Annotated in this window: 18 protein-coding genes and 1 pseudogene; 7 read left to right on the top strand and 12 right to left on the bottom strand. The window is 63.4% G+C overall.

The genetic code is table 11. The features are described from left to right. The first annotated feature begins 30 nt into the window (after positions 1-30). Complete coding sequence (locus tag V8U06_RS05825; protein ID WP_427139865.1) at positions 31-486, top strand: GNAT family N-acetyltransferase; 456 nt, start codon at positions 31-33, stop codon at positions 484-486. Positions 487-554: 68 nt separating this feature from the next. On the opposite strand, the gene V8U06_RS05820 is transcribed toward V8U06_RS05825, so the two are convergent. The 5 genes and pseudogenes from V8U06_RS05820 to V8U06_RS05800 form a co-directional block, all read right to left on the bottom strand. Next, the gene (locus tag V8U06_RS05820) at positions 555-1,661 is read right to left on the bottom strand and encodes a TRAP transporter substrate-binding protein (protein WP_427139864.1); all 1,107 of its coding nucleotides are present in this window, start codon (positions 1,659-1,661) and stop codon (positions 555-557) included. A gap of 192 nt (positions 1,662-1,853) precedes the next feature. Further along, positions 1,854-3,740, bottom strand: a complete 1,887-nt coding sequence (locus V8U06_RS05815; protein WP_427139863.1) for an ABC-F family ATP-binding cassette domain-containing protein — start codon at positions 3,738-3,740, stop codon at positions 1,854-1,856. Positions 3,741-3,824: 84 nt separating this feature from the next. Next, positions 3,825-4,898 (bottom strand): GGDEF domain-containing protein, encoded by a 1,074-nt coding sequence (locus V8U06_RS05810; RefSeq protein WP_427139862.1) that lies wholly within the window; start codon positions 4,896-4,898, stop codon positions 3,825-3,827. Between the two features lie 182 nt (positions 4,899-5,080). Next, on the bottom strand, positions 5,081-5,365 hold the full coding sequence (locus tag V8U06_RS05805; RefSeq protein WP_226919729.1) for a hypothetical protein: 285 nt from the start codon (positions 5,363-5,365) through the stop codon (positions 5,081-5,083). A gap of 268 nt (positions 5,366-5,633) precedes the next feature. Continuing rightward, a pseudogene (locus tag V8U06_RS05800) lies at positions 5,634-5,753 on the bottom strand (DinB family protein); the annotation flags it as partial. Between the two features lie 230 nt (positions 5,754-5,983). Here V8U06_RS05800 and V8U06_RS05795 point away from each other — a divergent pair. After that, a complete protein-coding gene (locus tag V8U06_RS05795) occupies positions 5,984-6,187 on the top strand; it encodes a hypothetical protein (protein ID WP_427139861.1) in 204 nt (67 codons plus the stop codon). Here V8U06_RS05795 and V8U06_RS05790 read toward each other — a convergent pair. Both V8U06_RS05790 and V8U06_RS05785 read right to left on the bottom strand, forming a co-directional pair. After that, positions 6,180-6,464: a hypothetical protein gene (locus tag V8U06_RS05790; protein WP_427139860.1), complete on the bottom strand. Its 285-nt coding sequence runs from the start codon at positions 6,462-6,464 to the stop codon at positions 6,180-6,182. The genes V8U06_RS05795 and V8U06_RS05790 overlap by 8 nt on opposite strands. A gap of 199 nt (positions 6,465-6,663) precedes the next feature. Continuing rightward, positions 6,664-6,870, bottom strand: a complete 207-nt coding sequence (locus V8U06_RS05785; protein WP_427139859.1) for a hypothetical protein — start codon at positions 6,868-6,870, stop codon at positions 6,664-6,666. A gap of 455 nt (positions 6,871-7,325) precedes the next feature. On the opposite strand from V8U06_RS05785, the gene V8U06_RS05780 reads away from it, so the two are divergent. Further along, positions 7,326-8,207, top strand: a complete 882-nt coding sequence (locus V8U06_RS05780) for a hypothetical protein (RefSeq protein WP_427139858.1) — start codon at positions 7,326-7,328, stop codon at positions 8,205-8,207. A 24-nt stretch (positions 8,208-8,231) separates the two neighbouring features. On the opposite strand, the gene V8U06_RS05775 is transcribed toward V8U06_RS05780, so the two are convergent. Continuing rightward, positions 8,232-9,239 (bottom strand): hypothetical protein, encoded by a 1,008-nt coding sequence (locus tag V8U06_RS05775; RefSeq protein WP_427139857.1) that lies wholly within the window; start codon positions 9,237-9,239, stop codon positions 8,232-8,234. 178 nt (positions 9,240-9,417) lie between these two features. Between V8U06_RS05775 and V8U06_RS05770 the strand changes: the two genes are divergently transcribed. Then, the gene (locus V8U06_RS05770; protein ID WP_427139856.1) at positions 9,418-9,765 is read left to right on the top strand and encodes a hypothetical protein; all 348 of its coding nucleotides are present in this window, start codon (positions 9,418-9,420) and stop codon (positions 9,763-9,765) included. Positions 9,766-9,959: 194 nt separating this feature from the next. Here V8U06_RS05770 and V8U06_RS05765 read toward each other — a convergent pair whose 3' ends face one another. Further along, entirely contained in the window at positions 9,960-10,472 is a 513-nt protein-coding gene (locus V8U06_RS05765; RefSeq protein WP_427139855.1) for a DinB family protein, read from the bottom strand. Positions 10,473-10,695: 223 nt separating this feature from the next. Between V8U06_RS05765 and V8U06_RS05760 the strand changes: the two genes are divergently transcribed. Together V8U06_RS05760 and ndk are read left to right on the top strand one after the other, a co-directional pair. Further along, complete coding sequence (locus V8U06_RS05760; RefSeq protein WP_427139854.1) at positions 10,696-11,385, top strand: glutathione S-transferase family protein; 690 nt, start codon at positions 10,696-10,698, stop codon at positions 11,383-11,385. 104 nt (positions 11,386-11,489) lie between these two features. Continuing rightward, entirely contained in the window at positions 11,490-11,912 is a 423-nt protein-coding gene (ndk, locus tag V8U06_RS05755) for a nucleoside-diphosphate kinase (protein WP_427139853.1), read from the top strand. A gap of 86 nt (positions 11,913-11,998) precedes the next feature. Here ndk and V8U06_RS05750 read toward each other — a convergent pair whose 3' ends face one another. From V8U06_RS05750 to V8U06_RS05740, 3 genes are read right to left on the bottom strand one after another with little or no spacing between them, the layout of a single operon-like run. After that, the gene (locus tag V8U06_RS05750) at positions 11,999-13,399 is read right to left on the bottom strand and encodes a hypothetical protein (RefSeq protein WP_427139852.1); all 1,401 of its coding nucleotides are present in this window, start codon (positions 13,397-13,399) and stop codon (positions 11,999-12,001) included. Positions 13,400-13,455: 56 nt separating this feature from the next. After that, a complete protein-coding gene (locus V8U06_RS05745; protein ID WP_427139851.1) occupies positions 13,456-13,962 on the bottom strand; it encodes a hypothetical protein in 507 nt (168 codons plus the stop codon). Continuing rightward, positions 13,959-14,513, bottom strand: coding sequence for a CGNR zinc finger domain-containing protein (locus V8U06_RS05740; protein WP_427139850.1), 555 nt, complete (start codon positions 14,511-14,513; stop codon positions 13,959-13,961). Before V8U06_RS05740 ends, V8U06_RS05745 begins: the two co-directional genes overlap by 4 nt. Before the next feature lie 83 nt (positions 14,514-14,596). On the opposite strand from V8U06_RS05740, the gene V8U06_RS05735 reads away from it, so the two are divergent. Next, on the top strand, positions 14,597-15,493 hold the full coding sequence (locus tag V8U06_RS05735) for a branched-chain amino acid ABC transporter permease (protein ID WP_427139849.1): 897 nt from the start codon (positions 14,597-14,599) through the stop codon (positions 15,491-15,493). The last annotated feature ends 3 nt before the right edge of the window (positions 15,494-15,496 follow it).

The following is a 15,496-nucleotide window of genomic DNA, read 5'->3' as shown; positions in this document are numbered from 1 at the left end:
TGACGGAGCGGGACGAGGGGAGAGACAGCAATGATCAGGCTTGCCCGGCCGGACGACGAGGCTGAAATCCGCGACTGCGCCGAAAAGGCCTATGCGCGCTACGTCGCCGCCATCGGCCGCAAGCCCGCGCCGATGCTTGCCGATTTCGCCGCGGAGATTGCGGCCGGCACGGTGCATGTCGCGGTGGAGGGCGGTACCTTCCTGGGCTTCATCATCTTCCTGCCCGACGGCGACCACATGCTGCTGGAAAGCGTCGCCGTGCTGCCGGAGGCGGCCGGGCGCGGCGTCGGCAAGGCGCTGATCGCCTTCTGCGAGGCGGAGACGCTGCGGCGCGGCCTTTCCGCCGTCCATCTCTACACGAACGAGAAGATGGCGGAAAATCTCGCGATCTATCCAAGGCTCGGCTATGTCGAGGTGGCGCGCCGCGCGGAGGACGGCTTCAAGCGCGTGTTCTTCGAGAAGAGGCTTTCCGGCCCTTCCGCCTGACCGCGACCGGCGCAAAGAAAAACCCCGGGGAAGCCCCGGGGTTCGTTTCCACTTCGATGCCGATCCGCTTACAGCTTGTTGCTGCGCTGCTGGATCATCATGAAGGTGTCGTAGTTGTATTCGGCGATCTGGGCATTGAGGTAGTACTCGCCGCGGAAGGCCTTGATCGAGTCCCAGATCTTCTTGAAGGTCGGGTTCGAGGCTTCCATCTCGGCATAGACCTCGTTGGACGCGTCGAAGCAGGCCGACAGGATTTCCTGGCTGAACGGGCTCAGCTTCGCGCCGGCGGCGACGAGGCGCTTGATGGCCGCGGGGTTCAGGTAGTCGTATTTCTGCAGCATGTTGGCGTCGGTCGCCTGGCACGCCGTGCGCAGCAGCGACTGATAGGCCTTCGGCAGGCCGTCGAAGGCCGCCTTGTTGAACATGGCATGCACCGTCGGGCCGCCTTCCCACCAGCCGGGATAGTAGTAGTAGGGCGCGACCTTGTAGAAGCCGAGCTTCTCGTCGTCATAGGGGCCGACCCATTCGGCGGCGTCGATGGTGCCTTTTTCGAGCGAGGGATAGATGTCGCCGCCGGCGATCTGCTGCGGCACGACGCCGAGCTTTTCGACGACCTTGCCGGCGAAGCCGCCGATGCGCATCTTCAGGCCCTGCATGTCGGCGACGGTCTTGATTTCCTTGCGGAACCAGCCGCCCATCTGCACGCCGGTATTGCCGCCGGGGAAGCCGACGAGGCCCTGCGTGGCGAGGAATTCGTTGAAGAGATCGATGCCGCCGCCATGGTACTGCCAGGCGTTCATGCCGCGCGCATTGAGCGCGAAGGGCACGGCCGCGCCGAGCGCCCAGACGGGGTCCTTGCCCCAGTAGTAGTAGGAAACGGTATGGGCCGCTTCCACGGTGCCGGCGGCGGCGGCGTCAGCGGCCTGCAGGCCGGGCACGATTTCGCCGGCGGCGAAAACCTGGATCTGGAAATTGCCGTCCGTCGCCTCGGACACGTATTTCGACAGCACTTCCGCGCCGCCATAGATCGTGTCGAGCGACTTGGGGAAGGACGAGGCGAGACGCCAGTTGATCTTCGGGTTGCTCTGCGCGAGCGCGGGGGCGGCAAGCACCGTGGCGGCCGCACCGCCGACGCCAGCCAAACCGGCTTTCTTGATGAATGAACGACGATCCATAGTTTCCTCCCAATGGCGAACGGGTGTTTTCACCCGCCCTCGTGTCATCACGCGGGAGCTAACCATGTCGGGAGGGGTGTTTCAAGCCGCGGAACGAAGAAGCCGGAAAGCCTCGTCTACGACTTTCGTCGTAGGGGTGTGCAGCCGGCTATCTGCCTGTTTTTCAGGCATTTCTTGTAGGCGAGGCCGGGATCAGCCGGCCATCGCCTCCTCGTATTCGGAGGAAAGCTCCAGCCATTGCTCCTCGGCGTCGTTGAGCTTGTCGACGGCCATGGAGCGGAGCTTGGCCTTCTCGGCGGCCTTGGCCGGATTTTTCTCGTAGAGCGCGGGGTCCGCAAGTTCCGCATCAAGAAGCTGAATCTGCTTCTGCAGTTTTCCCGTCAGGGATTCGATTTCGTTGATCTTTTTCTTCAGCGGGGCGAGCTGGGCGCGGCGGTCGGCATTGGCCTTGCGCAGCTCCGCCTTGTTGGCTTCGCCCCCGGCGGCGGCGGGCTTGTCCTTCTCGTCCCGCTTGCCGGACTGGACGATGAGGCCGCGATATTCCTCCATGTCGCCGTCGAAGGATTTGACGGTGCCGTTGTTGACCAGCCAGAGCCGGTCGACGGTCGCCTCGATCAGGTGCCGGTCGTGCGAGATGAGGATGACGGCGCCGTCATAGTCGTTCAGCGCCTCGATCAGCGCGCGGCGGCTGTCGATGTCGAGATGGTTGGTCGGCTCGTCGAGGATGAGAAGGTTCGGCGCATCGAAGGCGGCAAGGCCCATCAGCAGGCGGGCCTTCTCGCCGCCCGACAGATCCTTGGCGGCGGTCGACATCTTCTCGGTGGCAAGGCCCATCTGCGCGACGCGGGCGCGCACCTTGGCCTCGGGCGCCTCCGGCATCAGCCGGCGCACATGTTCCACCGGCGACTGTTCGGGCATGAGGTCGTCGAGCTGGTGCTGGGCGAAGAAGCCGATCTTGAGGCCCGGCGCGCGCTTGACCGCGCCCGATTCGGCTTCCAGCCGCCCGGAGATGAACTTGGCGAAGGTCGACTTGCCGTTGCCGTTCGAGCCGAGCAGGGCGATGCGGTCGTCATTGTCGATGCGAAGGTTGATCTGCTTGAGGATCGGCTTGCCCGGCACATAGCCGACCGCGCCGCCCTCGATGGCGACGATGGGCGAGGCGGGCTGCTTTTCCGGCTCGGGGAAGGTGATCGGCTGGACGTGGGTTTCCACGACCGCCGCGACCGTGCCCATGCGCTCCAGCGCCTTCACGCGGCTCTGCGCCTGCTTGGCCTTGGTGGCCTTGGCCTTGAAGCGGTCGATGAAGCTCTGCAGGTGCTTGCGCGCGGCCTCGTTCTTGGCCTTCGCCTTCATCTGCAATTCGTCGGCTTCCGCCTTCTGGCGCTCGAACTGGTCGTAGGAGCCGCGATAGAAGGTCAGCTTCTGCTGGTCGAGATGCACAATGGCGTTGACGGCGGTATTGAGGAGGTCCCGGTCGTGGCTGATGATGATGACGGTGTGCGGATAGCGCCGCACATAGTCTTCCAGCCAGAGCGTGCCTTCGAGGTCGAGATAGTTGGTCGGTTCGTCCAGCAGCAGGAGGTCGGGCTCGGAGAACAGCACCGAGGCGAGCGCGACGCGCATGCGCCAGCCGCCGGAAAAGCTCTTGGCCGGGCGCTGCTGCGCCTCATGGTCGAAGCCGAGGCCGGCAAGAATGCTCGCCGCGCGCGCTTCGGCCGAATGGGCGCCGATATCGGCAAGCCGCGTCTGGATCTCCGCGATGCGGTGCGGGTCGCTCGCCGTCTCGGCCTCCTTGAGAAGGCTGGCGCGCTCCGTATCGGCGGCCAGCACGATCTCGATGAGGGAGTCGTCCGTGCCCGGCGCTTCCTGCGCCACCTGGCCGATGCGCGCGTTCTTCGGCAGCGAAATGCTGCCGGCTTCGGCGGCAAGCTGGCCGGTGATGACGCGGAACAGCGTGGACTTGCCGGTGCCGTTGCGGCCGACGAGACCCACTTTCACGCCGCTCGGCAGCGAAAGGGTGGCGTTATCGATGAGGAGACGCCCGGCAACGCGGGCGGTGAGGCCGGAAATCGTGATCATGCCGGGTCTATAGAGCAATTTCCGCAAAAGTGCGAAGCGGTTTTGCGTTCACATTTCGCCGAAAGACGCGGCCATCGGGCCGCGCTATTGGCCCTTGTAGGTACGGCCCGTGCGTTCGGCGACTTCCGCCGAATAGATGCGCAGCGCGATGCCGATTTCGGCCGCATAGGCGAGCGCCTGGTCGGCCTGATCGTAGAAGGCGGCGGGGGTCTGCGCCGAATCGCTCATCGCCACGCCCGCCGTCAGCGTCAGGAAGCCGGCCGGCAGTTCGCGGTCCATGAAGGGGAAGGGCTTTTCCGCGACCCGCGCGGCGACGCGGCGCGCGATGGTGACGGCGATCTCCCGGTCGACATTGCGCAGCAGCAGGCAGAAGGCGTCGGGCGCGGTGCGGGCGACGAAGTCCTCCTTCTTCACCGAGCGGCGGAAGATAGCGGCGAGCCGCTTCAGCGTCTTTTCCGCCGCGCCCGCCGGATGGCTTTCGGCGAAGTCCTTGAGCTGTTCGACCCGGAAGAGCAGCAGCGCGGCCGTGCCTTCCGCCGCCTCGTCCTTGAAGAAGCCCCGGAGGCGGCCGAGCAGCGCGGCATGATTGGCAAGGCCGGTCACCGGATCATGCGTCAGCGCCTCGCGGCTGACGGCAAGGCCGGAGCGCAGGCCGTCGAGATGGGCCTGGAGGTCGCCCATGCGCAGGGCGGCGAGCCGGTCGGTGCCGAGAATGTCGCGCACCAGCGAGAGCAGGCGCACCGTGTCGCTGGCGAAATCGGAAATGCCGAGCACCGGGTCGCGGTTCATGCGCGCGGCGATCTCTTCCAGCTCCTGCACGGCGGCGGCGCGCTGGCGGTGGCTTTCGTCTGCGGTGCGGGCGATCTCCGACAGCAGTTGCACGGCTTCGCCGGCGGCCTGCCCGGCGGCAAGGACATTGTGGGTGGGCAGCGAATGGCGCAGCGCGACGGCATCGAGTGCGCCCTGTTCGGGCGCCTTGCCGAGCGCGGCGATCTCGCGCGCCACGCCGGCATTGCCGTTCAGCGCCTCGAACAGCAGTTCGTAATTGCGCGGCAGGGCGGCGATGCCGAGATTGGCCATGACATGGGCGATGCGCGCCATGATCGGCGGAACGGCCGGCTGGGTGTCCCTGGAGACTGGGGTGGCTTTGCTACTCATGAAACGCCGTCGGATGGGGCGCGGCAAAAGCCGGCGCCGGGGGAAAGTCAGTCGGCGTAACTATCGGATTGCGCGGTTAATTTTGCGTGTGCTGAACTAACAAAGCGACCGGACTTGACGATGCGCAACTTCGCGCAACCGGCAGCGCCGCAAAGACGCGGCGCCGCGGGAGAGGGGATCGCTCAGGCGAAGCGGCGGCCGAGCGGGAAGACCCGCATGACCTGGCCGATCACCGTCAGGCGCGGCGCGCCGGCGCTGCGGGCCGGGCGGTTCTGCTGCATGTCGCGCATGGCGGCGGCATAGCCCTCCGCGCGCGCTTCCTTCATCGCCACCTCGAAGGTCTTTTCGATGACGGGGTAGCAATCTTCGGGCAGGTAGGCGTCGGGGGCGTCCGTGCCATAGACGCGCGCCATCTTGCAAAGCGTACTGCCGAGCAGGCCGGCCCACTCTTCGGTCGTTCTTGCCATTGTTTTTCCTCTCTCCGGGCGAGGCGCGCGCCATTCGGCGTCGGCCCCAATGGCTGCGACTATTTCATCCCCGAACGCCCCTGCCTGTCACCTGGGTGACAGCGCGGAGCCGCCCCCGCAAATCGGGAATGAGCGCTTCCATACGCTGCTACTGTATCACTACTGTTGCAGGAACTGGAAGATGCCACTCGCCTTTAAATCCAGACCTGTTGACAAGGCGGGGCGGCCGAATCCCGTCCGTCTCGACACAAGGGGATGGCGATGGGGTCTAGAGGAATTCCACCCCCTCCGTCCGCGCGAAATAGATGAGGTCCAGCGAAAGGCTCGGGCCTTCGACCATGGTCAGCATGGCGTGGCACTGGCCGCGATGGTGGGCCTGGTGGTTGAGGTAACGCAAAATACCCAACTAGCGGCCGTTTTGTGTGTATTAGGATCGTGAAAAATACGTAAAGAGGCGGGAGAATGGGCAATGTGCCGCAGTTTGCGTGCTAGTTGCGTACGAGCTTTCCCTCCATTCCTCGGGGTTGAGGAATTGCCCCCTATTGATGTTTTGGGGGGCCTCATACTAGCTTTGTTGTGGCTCAATCGGGAACACTAAGCCATCAAATGGAGCGATAGATGTCCAAGTCACCCGTGAAGCGCGGCAAGTACCTCATTGACGTCGGTTTGGACGACCAAGCCACGGTAAGGTTCATTGAGGAGTTGGTCTCGCCCGTCGAAAAACGGTTGGTGTCTGGTGATGGTAAGATTCTACTAGAAGACAAAAACGCAGCCCTTCTGGCGGAGTTAGCGCGAGACCCTAAAAAAGTTTATCCTAATTAGAAAACATGCTGCATTCATATGCCATAATAGCGGTGCAGCGTAGGTCAGCATTCACGGCTGCCAAAGTTGCATTCATGCGTGCCAGTTCTCCCGCGCATCCGAGCACGGGGTCGGCCGCCCCATGCTCAACGGTGAAGAGGGCGAAGAAGTCGAGAGACTTGCCCAACTCGACGCGGAGGGCGGTGGCGCCAGAGACAGTACCGGAGTTGTCGAGCAGCTTCGTCCAACGCGCTTTGCCAGCGCGGACGGCATTAGTGGTGTCGTCGGTGTAATGCACGGCGCTCCCAGCAGGGGCGTTTTCGAGGGGGGTAGGCGACAGTGCCTTCAACGGCCACGTGGCGCTGGTATCCGGCGAAGGTGTAGTAGTGCAGGGTCTTCATGCGCCCGCTCAGGCGGATGGGGGGGCAAGGGCCACGGGCGCAAAATAACTCCCTTGCGGGGGCTAATCGTTTTCAGTGGTGGGAATACATAGACGGTCAAGTGGTAGCCGCTGACCATGTCCCTGATGGCCTCGCGCTGATTGGCGTTGGGTATTCCACATCCGGCTCCAAAACCATCTGGAGCAGGCTGGTGGGGTCGTTTGGCGGCGGCGGAAACATCGTGAAGATGGTGCCCTCAACGTCCGCATAGAAGTCATATAGCGCCGGAATCTCGGTGCCGTTCACGTAGATCTCCAAGTCCATGGGAAGCTCCATAAAAAAGCCTCCGGCACATTCGCGTGCCAGAGGCGGTAGGCCGTTCAAGGCGGGGAGGTGGGCGCCGAGCAGCCATCTAGTCGGCTACCTTTTATGAGCGGCCGGACTCTCGGCAGGTTTAGGCGCCTTTCCTGCTGCCTAGATCGGATCACCTCCTTTCGTCGAATGCTCGCCAGTTGATGCAGGGGCACGAGGCCATCTGACACTCCTCGCACGGGCGCCGGCGTCCTTGGCGCGATTGGCCGTCATGGGAGGGGCAGCTCGGGCTGCTCAAAGGTCAAAGGGTATCGCTGCGGGCGCGGACGCGCCCACGTTTCTGGGGAAAGTTTCATGGTGGATGTCTCCTGTGATGTTGCTCGCAGGACTGATGATGCGGCCTAGAATGGTATACCGCAGCGTGTATAACGTGGTGTTAGAGGCTTGCTTGAGCGCGGGAGGAAGATTTGGCTAAAGCTGGCAAGAAGACATGTTTCGTAGTGAGTCCAATCGGGGCTGATGACAGCGACGCTCGCGTCAACGCTGATTGGTTGCTCGACGGCATTATTAAGCCGGTTATGACTGAGCACTATGCCGATTTCGACGTGGTGCGGGCTGACACTATAGCTAGCCCCGGCTTGATCGACTCCCAGATTATCCGGCCTCTTTTGGAGGCCGAGCTGGTCATTGCGGACCTCACTGGCCTCAACCCGAACGTCTTCTACGAAATAGGTATTAGACACGTTGTGCGATTGCCAATCGTCCACATGCATCGGGAAGGCGAACCGATCCCTTTTGACATCACCACCTTCCGGTCCGTTCACTACGCCAGAAACACATTCCAGCAGGTCGAGCAGTCGAAAGTGAGGCTGAGGAAGACGCTGGAAGCGGTATTCGAGGGCAGTCACGAGGTGGAAAACCCCGTGACCCGTACACAGGACAAGATAGTGTTTCGTTTACATGCTAGCCCATCCGACAAGGTTATTCTCGATGAATTAGAGGAAATCCGCTCACGCCTTAGATTCTTGGAGAAGGAGAATTCCGATGCAGAGGTTATAAATTGGCTTAACAGCCGGAAAATGAGAAAATCATCCCTTATTGGCTCGGCACGTACACCTGAAATCAATTTAGAAATTGGGATATTTGATGACGAAGATATCGGAGTTCTCACGGAATTTCTTGAAAGATCTGGCGATTCCCTAGAAGATGCCAGATTAGTTGAATCCAATGGAAAAAACTTCGTTTATTCAATTCGAGATTCTGACAAAAACAGGAGAATTCTCGATATACTAACCAAATTGTCCAGAGATGAAGGTAGCCGCGTATATGTCAAGGCATGGATACAGTGACGCAATGTAGCTGAAGACTTCGACCTATTCGAAGAATGTGGAGTAGTCGTACAGGAGATCCAAAAAGCCCTTCTGGCAGGTATGAACGACCACTTCCGCGCCGGGATGCAACTCATTTCGCAGGCGGTTTGCAATGTTGGCTTGGTTGGGCTCACTGATGCCGTATACACCTGCGATGACGTTCTTTCTCGGACCAGGAGTGGCGTTCTGGAGAAATTCCCAGTTTGAGCTGCCATAGGAAAAACCGGAGAAAACAACCAGCTCGGCGTCTGCGAGCTCTGTCTCGATACGCTGCTGGGTGTCGTCTTGGTCGAGCCGTTCGGTAAAGGTCCTGATTTGTTGGCTCACCGTCAGGAGTTGTTCGTTCGCAAGGCGCATCCCGTATGCCACCTCCGGAGCTGGGCCTTTCTGCCAGGGAAGCTTCCCCACCTTGCCGTAGACATGGATGATATTGATGGCATCCACGATTTCGCGAGCTTCCTCTACGCGCATGCCGAGATAGTCCTTAATGTGGTCCACGAGGTACATTTCGATGCAGCGGTCGTAATTGAAGGTTACGATGGTGACGTTGTCGAACGCATGCCGCGCCTCGCTGCGCAAGATGCCAGTGAGGGCCATCGTACAAAACCGCGTGAGCCAGCTGTCGGAAACCGTACGGAGATAGCTGAAGGGGTCGTTGTTGCGTTTGTCGTACGGCATGAAAGAGCTGCCGCGCTCGGCCTCCAGAATGCACAACGCAATTGCCGTCTTGCCGATAGTGACGAGGTTATGGTTCTCCGAGTGCGTGTGTAGGAAGTTGTCGATGGATTCGGCGCGGCCCATGTTCGAAGCAATGAACTTTTTCAGCTCGTGATATTTCATCGCCTCGTTTTGATTGGCGAGGGCGAGCGGCGCGGCCAGTGAATGCCACAGAGGATCTTCATTTGCCGTAAGCTTACTCTCAATACTGGACTTGAGCTCCTTGCCCATCGGCATGTGATACTCGACACCCGCGCCTGCACCCACGACGAAAACGGTCTTCTTGCCGAACATGCTCGCTCCTTATGAAAGGTGACTTCCATTCTATCAGACCGCTACCTTGCGGGAATATCCGGGAGGGTTGGGAATAACTTTTAGTTGCGGCAATCCAGCCATATTTCGCTCGTCGAAGCGGGGTGTGATTTCCTCGGCGCCATTCATCCAGATGCTCCTCGCCATTGAAGCGCCTATCATGAGACGTCCTCTGAGCCGTGAAGAGGCGAGGGCGCTCTATCAGGGAGCGACGCAGGACCATGTGCGTGTGTTCATCCTCACTGGCCTCGCCACCGGAGCGCGGCCGGAAGCCATCACCGACCGGACGTGGGACCGAATCAGTTTCACCGGCGGCATCATCCGGCTTAACCCCGACGGGCGGGTGCAGACAAAAAAGTACCGGCCACAGGTGATTGCGGAATTGCAGAAGGCTTATGCGAAGCGTCAGGGCGAACACGTGATCATGTTTCGTGGCAAGCACGTCCACCGCCTCGACATGGGCCGGGAAAAGGCACGCAAGGGCCTGCCAGGCGCGTCACGGGGTTAATCTCTATACCTCCGGCCACTGTAGCCCGTTACCTGCGCCTACACGGGGTGTACACGTTGGAAACCGTCAACCTGCTCGGCCACCGCAAGCGCGGCTTCGATACGACCATGCGGTACGCCCCGCATGACCCGAACTACCTCAAGAAGCCGGTGGATGTACTGGACGAGTTGGTTTCTTTTTGTGCGTCCGTCTGGCTACTTGAGAAACTGCTGTCCCTCCGTCCGCGCGAAATAGATCAAGTCCAGCGAAAGGCTCGGCCCTCCGACCATGGTCAGCATGGCGTGGCACTGGCCGCGGTGGTGGGTCTGGTGGTTGAAGGCGTGGGTGAGGGCCGGGGCGAGCGGGTGGGTGATGATCGTGGGACTGGTGATGGGGCTGTAGGTGAAATCGGCGGCGATCTTCTCCTCGCTCAGCGAATCGACGAAGGCGATGAGGCGGGCGTCCTCGGCCTGCCGCGCGGCCCACAGACCCGCGAAATCCTCGAAGAGGATCGCATCGAGGCTTGTCGGGGCCTCGCCCGTGCCGGTGAAGCGCTTCAGCCAGATGCGGTCTGCGGTCAGGAGGTGGTTCAGCGTGCGGTGCAGGGAGCCGAAGAAGGCGCCGAGGTCGCGGCGGTAGGCTTCGTCGTCCAGCTTGCCGACGGCATCATAGAGCGTGCGGTTGGCCCAGGCATTGTAGGCGGCGAACAGGCGGTAGTGGTCGCGCATCGCGGTCTTTGTCTCCCTAGATCGTTTCCGGCCGAAGCGGCGCGGCTTCGGTCGTCGAGGCTGGAGCCGTTGCGGGGAATCGCATGTCACCGCCATGGCTCCGGTTTGCCGGACTATAGACGAGGCGCGGATCGCCGGCATGAATGGCACCCATGAAATTATCTGATTTGCGCTCGCTGCCGTCCTGCGCTCCTATGCGCGAAACCCTGATCACGAGGCTTTCATGACCCGACTGCTCTATGCGCTTGCCGGCGCCGACAAGGCCCGCCAGTTTTCGCCCCATGTCTGGAAGACGGTGATGTCGCTCGCCCACAAGGGCCTCGACTACGAGACGGTGCCGGTGGGCTTCACCGAGATCCGCGCCATCGAGGACGGCGCGACGGCGACGGTGCCGCTGCTGCGCGACGGCGACCGGCTGGTGCGCGACAGTTTCGAGATCGCGCTCTATCTCGACGAGGCCTATCCCGACCGCCCGTCGCTGTTCGGCGGGGAGGGCGGCAAGGCGATGGCCCGCTTCATCGAGAGCTGGTCGCAATCGATCCTGCACATGGCCATCACCCGCATCGCCGTTCTCGACATCCACAACCTCCTCGGCCCGGCCGACCGGGACTATTTCCGCCAGAGCCGCGAGCAGCGGCTGGGCGCCTCGCTGGAGGATGTCGCGGCGGCCGGCAAGGCGGAGATCGAGGCCTTCGCCGCGAAGCTCCAGCCGCTGCGGGCCATGCTGAAGGTGCAGCCCTTCATCGGCGGCGAGGGACCGCTCTTCCCTGACTATATCGTCTTCGGCGCGCTGCAATGGCTGCGCACGACGGCGGGCACCCAGGTGCTGGAGGCGGACGACCCGGTCGCGCTCTGGTTCGCCCGCTGCCTCGACCTGCACGGCGGCGCCGGCCATCGTGTGACGGCGGCATGAAACTTTGCCGCTGAGATCGCCAAACGCGGCGCCCCTCTTGTTTTGCCGGGCGTTGGCGGCTATGGAACCGCCACTTTCACCGGAAAACCAAGGGAAACGAGAAAATGGCGATTGAACGCACCTTTTCGATGATCAAGCCGGACGCGACGAAGCGCAACCTCACCGGCGCCATCACCAAGATGCTCGAAGACGCAGGCCTGCGCGTCGTTGCTTCCAAGCGCGTCTGGATGAGCCGCCGCGAAGCCGAAGGCTTCTACGCCGTTCACAAGGAACGCCCCTTCTTCGGCGAACTCGTTGACGGCATGACCTCCGGCCCGACGATCGTTCAGGTTCTGGAAGGCGAGAACGCCATCCTGAAAAACCGCGAAGTCATGGGCGCCACCAACCCGGCCAACGCCGACGAAGGCACGATCCGCAAGACCCACGCTCTCTCCATCGGCGAGAACTCGGTTCACGGTTCGGACGCTCCGGAAACCGCTGCCCAGGAAATCAAGTACTGGTTCTCCGACACCGAAATCGTCGGCTGAATCGGTTTGTCCGGCCAAGGCCGGAAGCCTTTGAAATGATAATTGAACCGGGGCCGAAAGGCCCCGGTTTTTTATTGCGGTCCAACTTATTGTACGGGGTCGAAGCGGTAGATCGGCTGGCCGGACAGCATCATCGCCTCGCCCGGGTGATACATCGCGCTGCCGCAGCCCCGGTCGAGCCGCATGGCGAAATCCGTCGCCATGGCGAGCTGCGCTTCCGGGGGCTCGACCGCCAGCACGAAATCGGCAAGCCGCGCCGTATCGCCGGCGGCAAACAGAAGCTCGGCGACGATGGACGCCTTCTCGCCGTCCTTGGCGAGCGGCGTCAGCGGCGCGGTTTTCAGCGCCCCCGCCATCTCGCTCCAGACGGGCCAGGCCGGCTGGAAGGCGGCGCTCAGGTCCGCCGGCATCGCCGGCAGGGCGGTTTGCTTTCCCGTGAGATAGGGCGTCAGCGCCTCGATGGCGACGAGGCGGTCGATGACGTCGCGCACCGTGCGCTCGCCGTTCGCCGTCAGGTAATGCCGGCCATAGAAGGGAATGGTGGCGAGCGTGCCGTCCATGGCGGCCGGGTCGGCCGAGGCCGCCCGCAGGGCGCGATAGGCCGTCAGCCAGGCCGGGTCGAGCAGGCCGTCCTGGCGAATCTCGCCGGTATCCACGGCCGCCAGCAGCACCTGGGCCGCCTTTTCCGTGGCCGGGATATCGCCCGTCTGGTTCAGGTAGGTCATCAGGAAATCCCGCTCGGGCTCGCGCGCGGCGGTGATCGTGATGGTATGGATGGCGCGGCGCGCGGCCTCCATGTCGGCCGCCTTCAGTGGATAACGCGGCAGAACGGGATGGCCGACGAGGGCCGGCGCCCAGCTCCAAGCCTGCACGAAATCCATGAGTTTCGTCGGGTCGCGGAAACTGGCGGCGAAATCGGCCCAGCCATCGGGGTCGCGCAGCGTGGCGGCAAGGCCGGCTTCCAGGTAGGCAAGGTCATGTTTGCGGGCGATGGCCGAAAGCGCGATCTTCTTCTCGTCCGGCCAGTCCACCACCGCCGGCACGATGCGCTGGAGCGTGGAGATGCGCTTTTCCGGCGGCAGCGCGGCGAGGGCGGCCAGCAGGGCTTCCGCATCGCCATGCTGGAGGATCGCCCGCAGGGTGGAGATCTGGCCGCCGAGTTCGGCAGGGGTCACGGTCACGGCGGCAAAGCCGCCGCGCCAGGCATCGACCGCGCCGGCAAGGTCGAGCGCCTCGCGCACGCCGGCATCGCGAAGGCCGTGGGCGAGCGTGGCGGCTTCGTCGGGCGAAAGCCCGCCATAGCGGATCTTGAGATAGCCGGCTTCGGCCCCGATGCCGCGCGCCTTCAGCTTCGGCAGCTTTTCCCGGCCGGCGAGCACCGCATCGGCAAGGGTGAGAATGGCGGTGGCGCAGGCCTTCGGCGTTTCGGCCCGGGCGGACGTGACCAGCAAGGCAAGGCTGGCGGCAAGAACTGGCAGGAACCTCATGCGTCTCCTCCCGCGGCGAACCGTTTCAGGCGGTACGGATCAGCGGTTCGGAATATTCACTCGGACGGGCACGTCGCCATTTCGAAATGCGCGGGCGCCTTGCCGTCCTTGAAGACCTCCGGGTTCGGGTCGTAGCCGGGGCCGACGACGAGCGCTTTCGCCGGCAGCACGCTCTGGTCGACATTCGACGTTACCTCGGTTTCCAGCGCCTGCAATTGCGCGCCGTCGGGACCGACGACCGAGACCGTGACCTTGTAGGGCTGGTTCTTCTTCACGCAGGTAATGTCCGGGCTTTCCAGCACCACGCGCGGCAGGTTGGGGAAGATCTTGCGCTCCAGCGTCAGCGGCGTGCCGCCGGCGGGGTTCTCGAACGCGGCCTTGACGACCGAGCCTTCCGGCAGCGGCTGGGTCTGTTCCAGCGTGACGATATAGGTGGCATAGGCGAGGCGGTAGTTGAAGACGAACATCTTGCCGGTCAGCTTCAGCGGATCGGGTCCCGTCTCGCGCTGGCAGGCGGCGAGCGGCAGGGTGAGCGCCAGCAGGATCGGCAGCAATCTCTTCATGGCCGGGGCTCCTCGCGGTTGCGGCGATAGTGGCGGCTGGCCTTCGCCCGGTTGCCGCAGACGGCCATGTCGCACCAGGCGCGCGAGCGGTTGCGGCTGCGGTCGAGAAAGAGCCAGTGGCAGTTGGGGCAGATCTTCAGCCGGTCCGGCTCCGGCCGGGTCAGCAGCAGCAGGGCGGAGCGGGCGGTGGCGGTGTCGAGCGCCTGCGGCCGGTCGCCGGAGCGGCGCAGCACCGTTGCTATGGCCTCCAGCAGATCGGCGAGCAGCGCCGGCGTTCCGGCTCCCTGCACCTCGGCGCGGAAATGCCGGTCGACGGCCTCGCGCAGCGCGACCAGCCCGGCGCGCGCCGATGCGTCCACCGGCTCGAGCGGCCCGAAAAGGGTACGTTCGGCGCCATGCCGGTTCGCGCCGGCGGGAAAGGCATCCATCGTCGCCGGCTCGGCGAACCGGTCGATGCGCCGCGCCGGATCGCTGCGCAGCACGACGGAGTTCGCGACGTCGAGCGCAAGCGCGCCACCGGAGAAACGATGCGGGGTCCAGGAAAAGGTCATGCGATATTCTAACTGGTAAAAGCAATTTTGCCAGTTATAATTTGCGGAGCAAACGCAAGCGTCCCCAACACCGAAACTGCCCCATGGCCTATTTCCTGCAGCAGATCGCCAATGCCGTGCCCGTGGCCGCGCTCTACGCCGCGCTCGCCTTCGGCTATTCCATCGCCTTCGCGGTGACGCGAAGGGCCGATATCGGCTATGGCGCGCTCTTCGCCTTCGCCGCGCAGATGTTCGTGCTGTTTGCCGGTTTCGGCTGGGGCCGGCTCTGGCTGGTGCTGCCGGCCGCGCTCGCCTTCGGCGCGGTGGCGGGGCTCCTCTATGGCGTCGGCGCGGGGCTCGTCATCGGGCGGCATGTCATGCGCCCGCTCGCCTTCTCCTCCGACAATACGGTGGTGGTCGCCGCGCTCGGCGTGGTGCTGGTGCTGATGGAGACGGCGCGGCTTGCCTCCGACACGCGCAGCCTCTGGCTGCCGCCGCTGCTCGGCACGCCGGTGGTCTTCTGGAACGATCCGGCCTTTCCGGTCGCACTGACGGTGCTGCAACTGATCAACACCGCCGCCATGGCGGCCATCGTCGCCTTCGGCTATCTCTTCCTCGCCCGTTCCGCCTGGGGCCGGCGCTGGCGCGCGGTGTCGGAGGACCGGCAGGCGGCGGAACTGTGCGGCGTCGATGCGGCGGGCGTCTATCTCTCCGCCTATGCCGGCGCAGCGCTGATCGCCAGCCTCACGGGCATCCTCGCCGTCTCCTACTATGGCAACATGGATTTCGGTTCAGGCCTCGTCTTCGGCGTGAAGGTGCTGTTCATCGCCGCCATCGGTGGGGCGGGGGCGCCGCTGCGCTCGGCGCTCGGCGGTGCGGCCATGGGGCTCGCCGAAACGCTGTGGAGCGCCTATGGCGATTTTCTCTGGCGGGATCTGGTGATCTTTTCCGCGCTGGTGCTGCTCCTCGTGATCTTTCGCCGCGAGCAGCCGGTTCCGTAAGAC

It is taken from the genome of Shinella sp. G-2 (assembly GCF_050172695.1).
GTDB lineage: Bacteria > Pseudomonadota > Alphaproteobacteria > Rhizobiales > Rhizobiaceae > Shinella.
This window is presented reverse-complemented; position numbering and strand designations above follow the sequence as displayed.

Excerpts from the sequence above, each read along its gene's own strand:
- V8U06_RS05825 (WP_427139865.1), top strand. The coding sequence starts at position 31 with ATGATCAGGCTTGCCCGGCCGGACGACGAGGCTGAAATCCGCGACTGC.
- V8U06_RS05745 (WP_427139851.1), bottom strand. The coding sequence starts at position 13,962 with ATGAAGAGATTGCTGCCGATCCTGCTGGCGCTCACCCTGCCGCTCGCC.
- V8U06_RS05815 (WP_427139863.1), bottom strand. The coding sequence starts at position 3,740 with ATGATCACGATTTCCGGCCTCACCGCCCGCGTTGCCGGGCGTCTCCTC.
- ndk (WP_427139853.1), top strand. The coding sequence starts at position 11,490 with ATGGCGATTGAACGCACCTTTTCGATGATCAAGCCGGACGCGACGAAG.
- V8U06_RS05795 (WP_427139861.1), top strand. The coding sequence starts at position 5,984 with ATGTCCAAGTCACCCGTGAAGCGCGGCAAGTACCTCATTGACGTCGGT.
- V8U06_RS05810 (WP_427139862.1), bottom strand. The coding sequence starts at position 4,898 with ATGAGTAGCAAAGCCACCCCAGTCTCCAGGGACACCCAGCCGGCCGTT.
- V8U06_RS05785 (WP_427139859.1), bottom strand. The coding sequence starts at position 6,870 with ATGGACTTGGAGATCTACGTGAACGGCACCGAGATTCCGGCGCTATAT.
- V8U06_RS05770 (WP_427139856.1), top strand. The coding sequence starts at position 9,418 with ATGAGACGTCCTCTGAGCCGTGAAGAGGCGAGGGCGCTCTATCAGGGA.
- V8U06_RS05775 (WP_427139857.1), bottom strand. The coding sequence starts at position 9,239 with ATGTTCGGCAAGAAGACCGTTTTCGTCGTGGGTGCAGGCGCGGGTGTC.
- V8U06_RS05765 (WP_427139855.1), bottom strand. The coding sequence starts at position 10,472 with ATGCGCGACCACTACCGCCTGTTCGCCGCCTACAATGCCTGGGCCAAC.
- V8U06_RS05740 (WP_427139850.1), bottom strand. The coding sequence starts at position 14,513 with ATGACCTTTTCCTGGACCCCGCATCGTTTCTCCGGTGGCGCGCTTGCG.
- V8U06_RS05820 (WP_427139864.1), bottom strand. The coding sequence starts at position 1,661 with ATGGATCGTCGTTCATTCATCAAGAAAGCCGGTTTGGCTGGCGTCGGC.
- V8U06_RS05805 (WP_226919729.1), bottom strand. The coding sequence starts at position 5,365 with ATGGCAAGAACGACCGAAGAGTGGGCCGGCCTGCTCGGCAGTACGCTT.
- V8U06_RS05760 (WP_427139854.1), top strand. The coding sequence starts at position 10,696 with ATGACCCGACTGCTCTATGCGCTTGCCGGCGCCGACAAGGCCCGCCAG.
- V8U06_RS05750 (WP_427139852.1), bottom strand. The coding sequence starts at position 13,399 with ATGAGGTTCCTGCCAGTTCTTGCCGCCAGCCTTGCCTTGCTGGTCACG.
- V8U06_RS05735 (WP_427139849.1), top strand. The coding sequence starts at position 14,597 with ATGGCCTATTTCCTGCAGCAGATCGCCAATGCCGTGCCCGTGGCCGCG.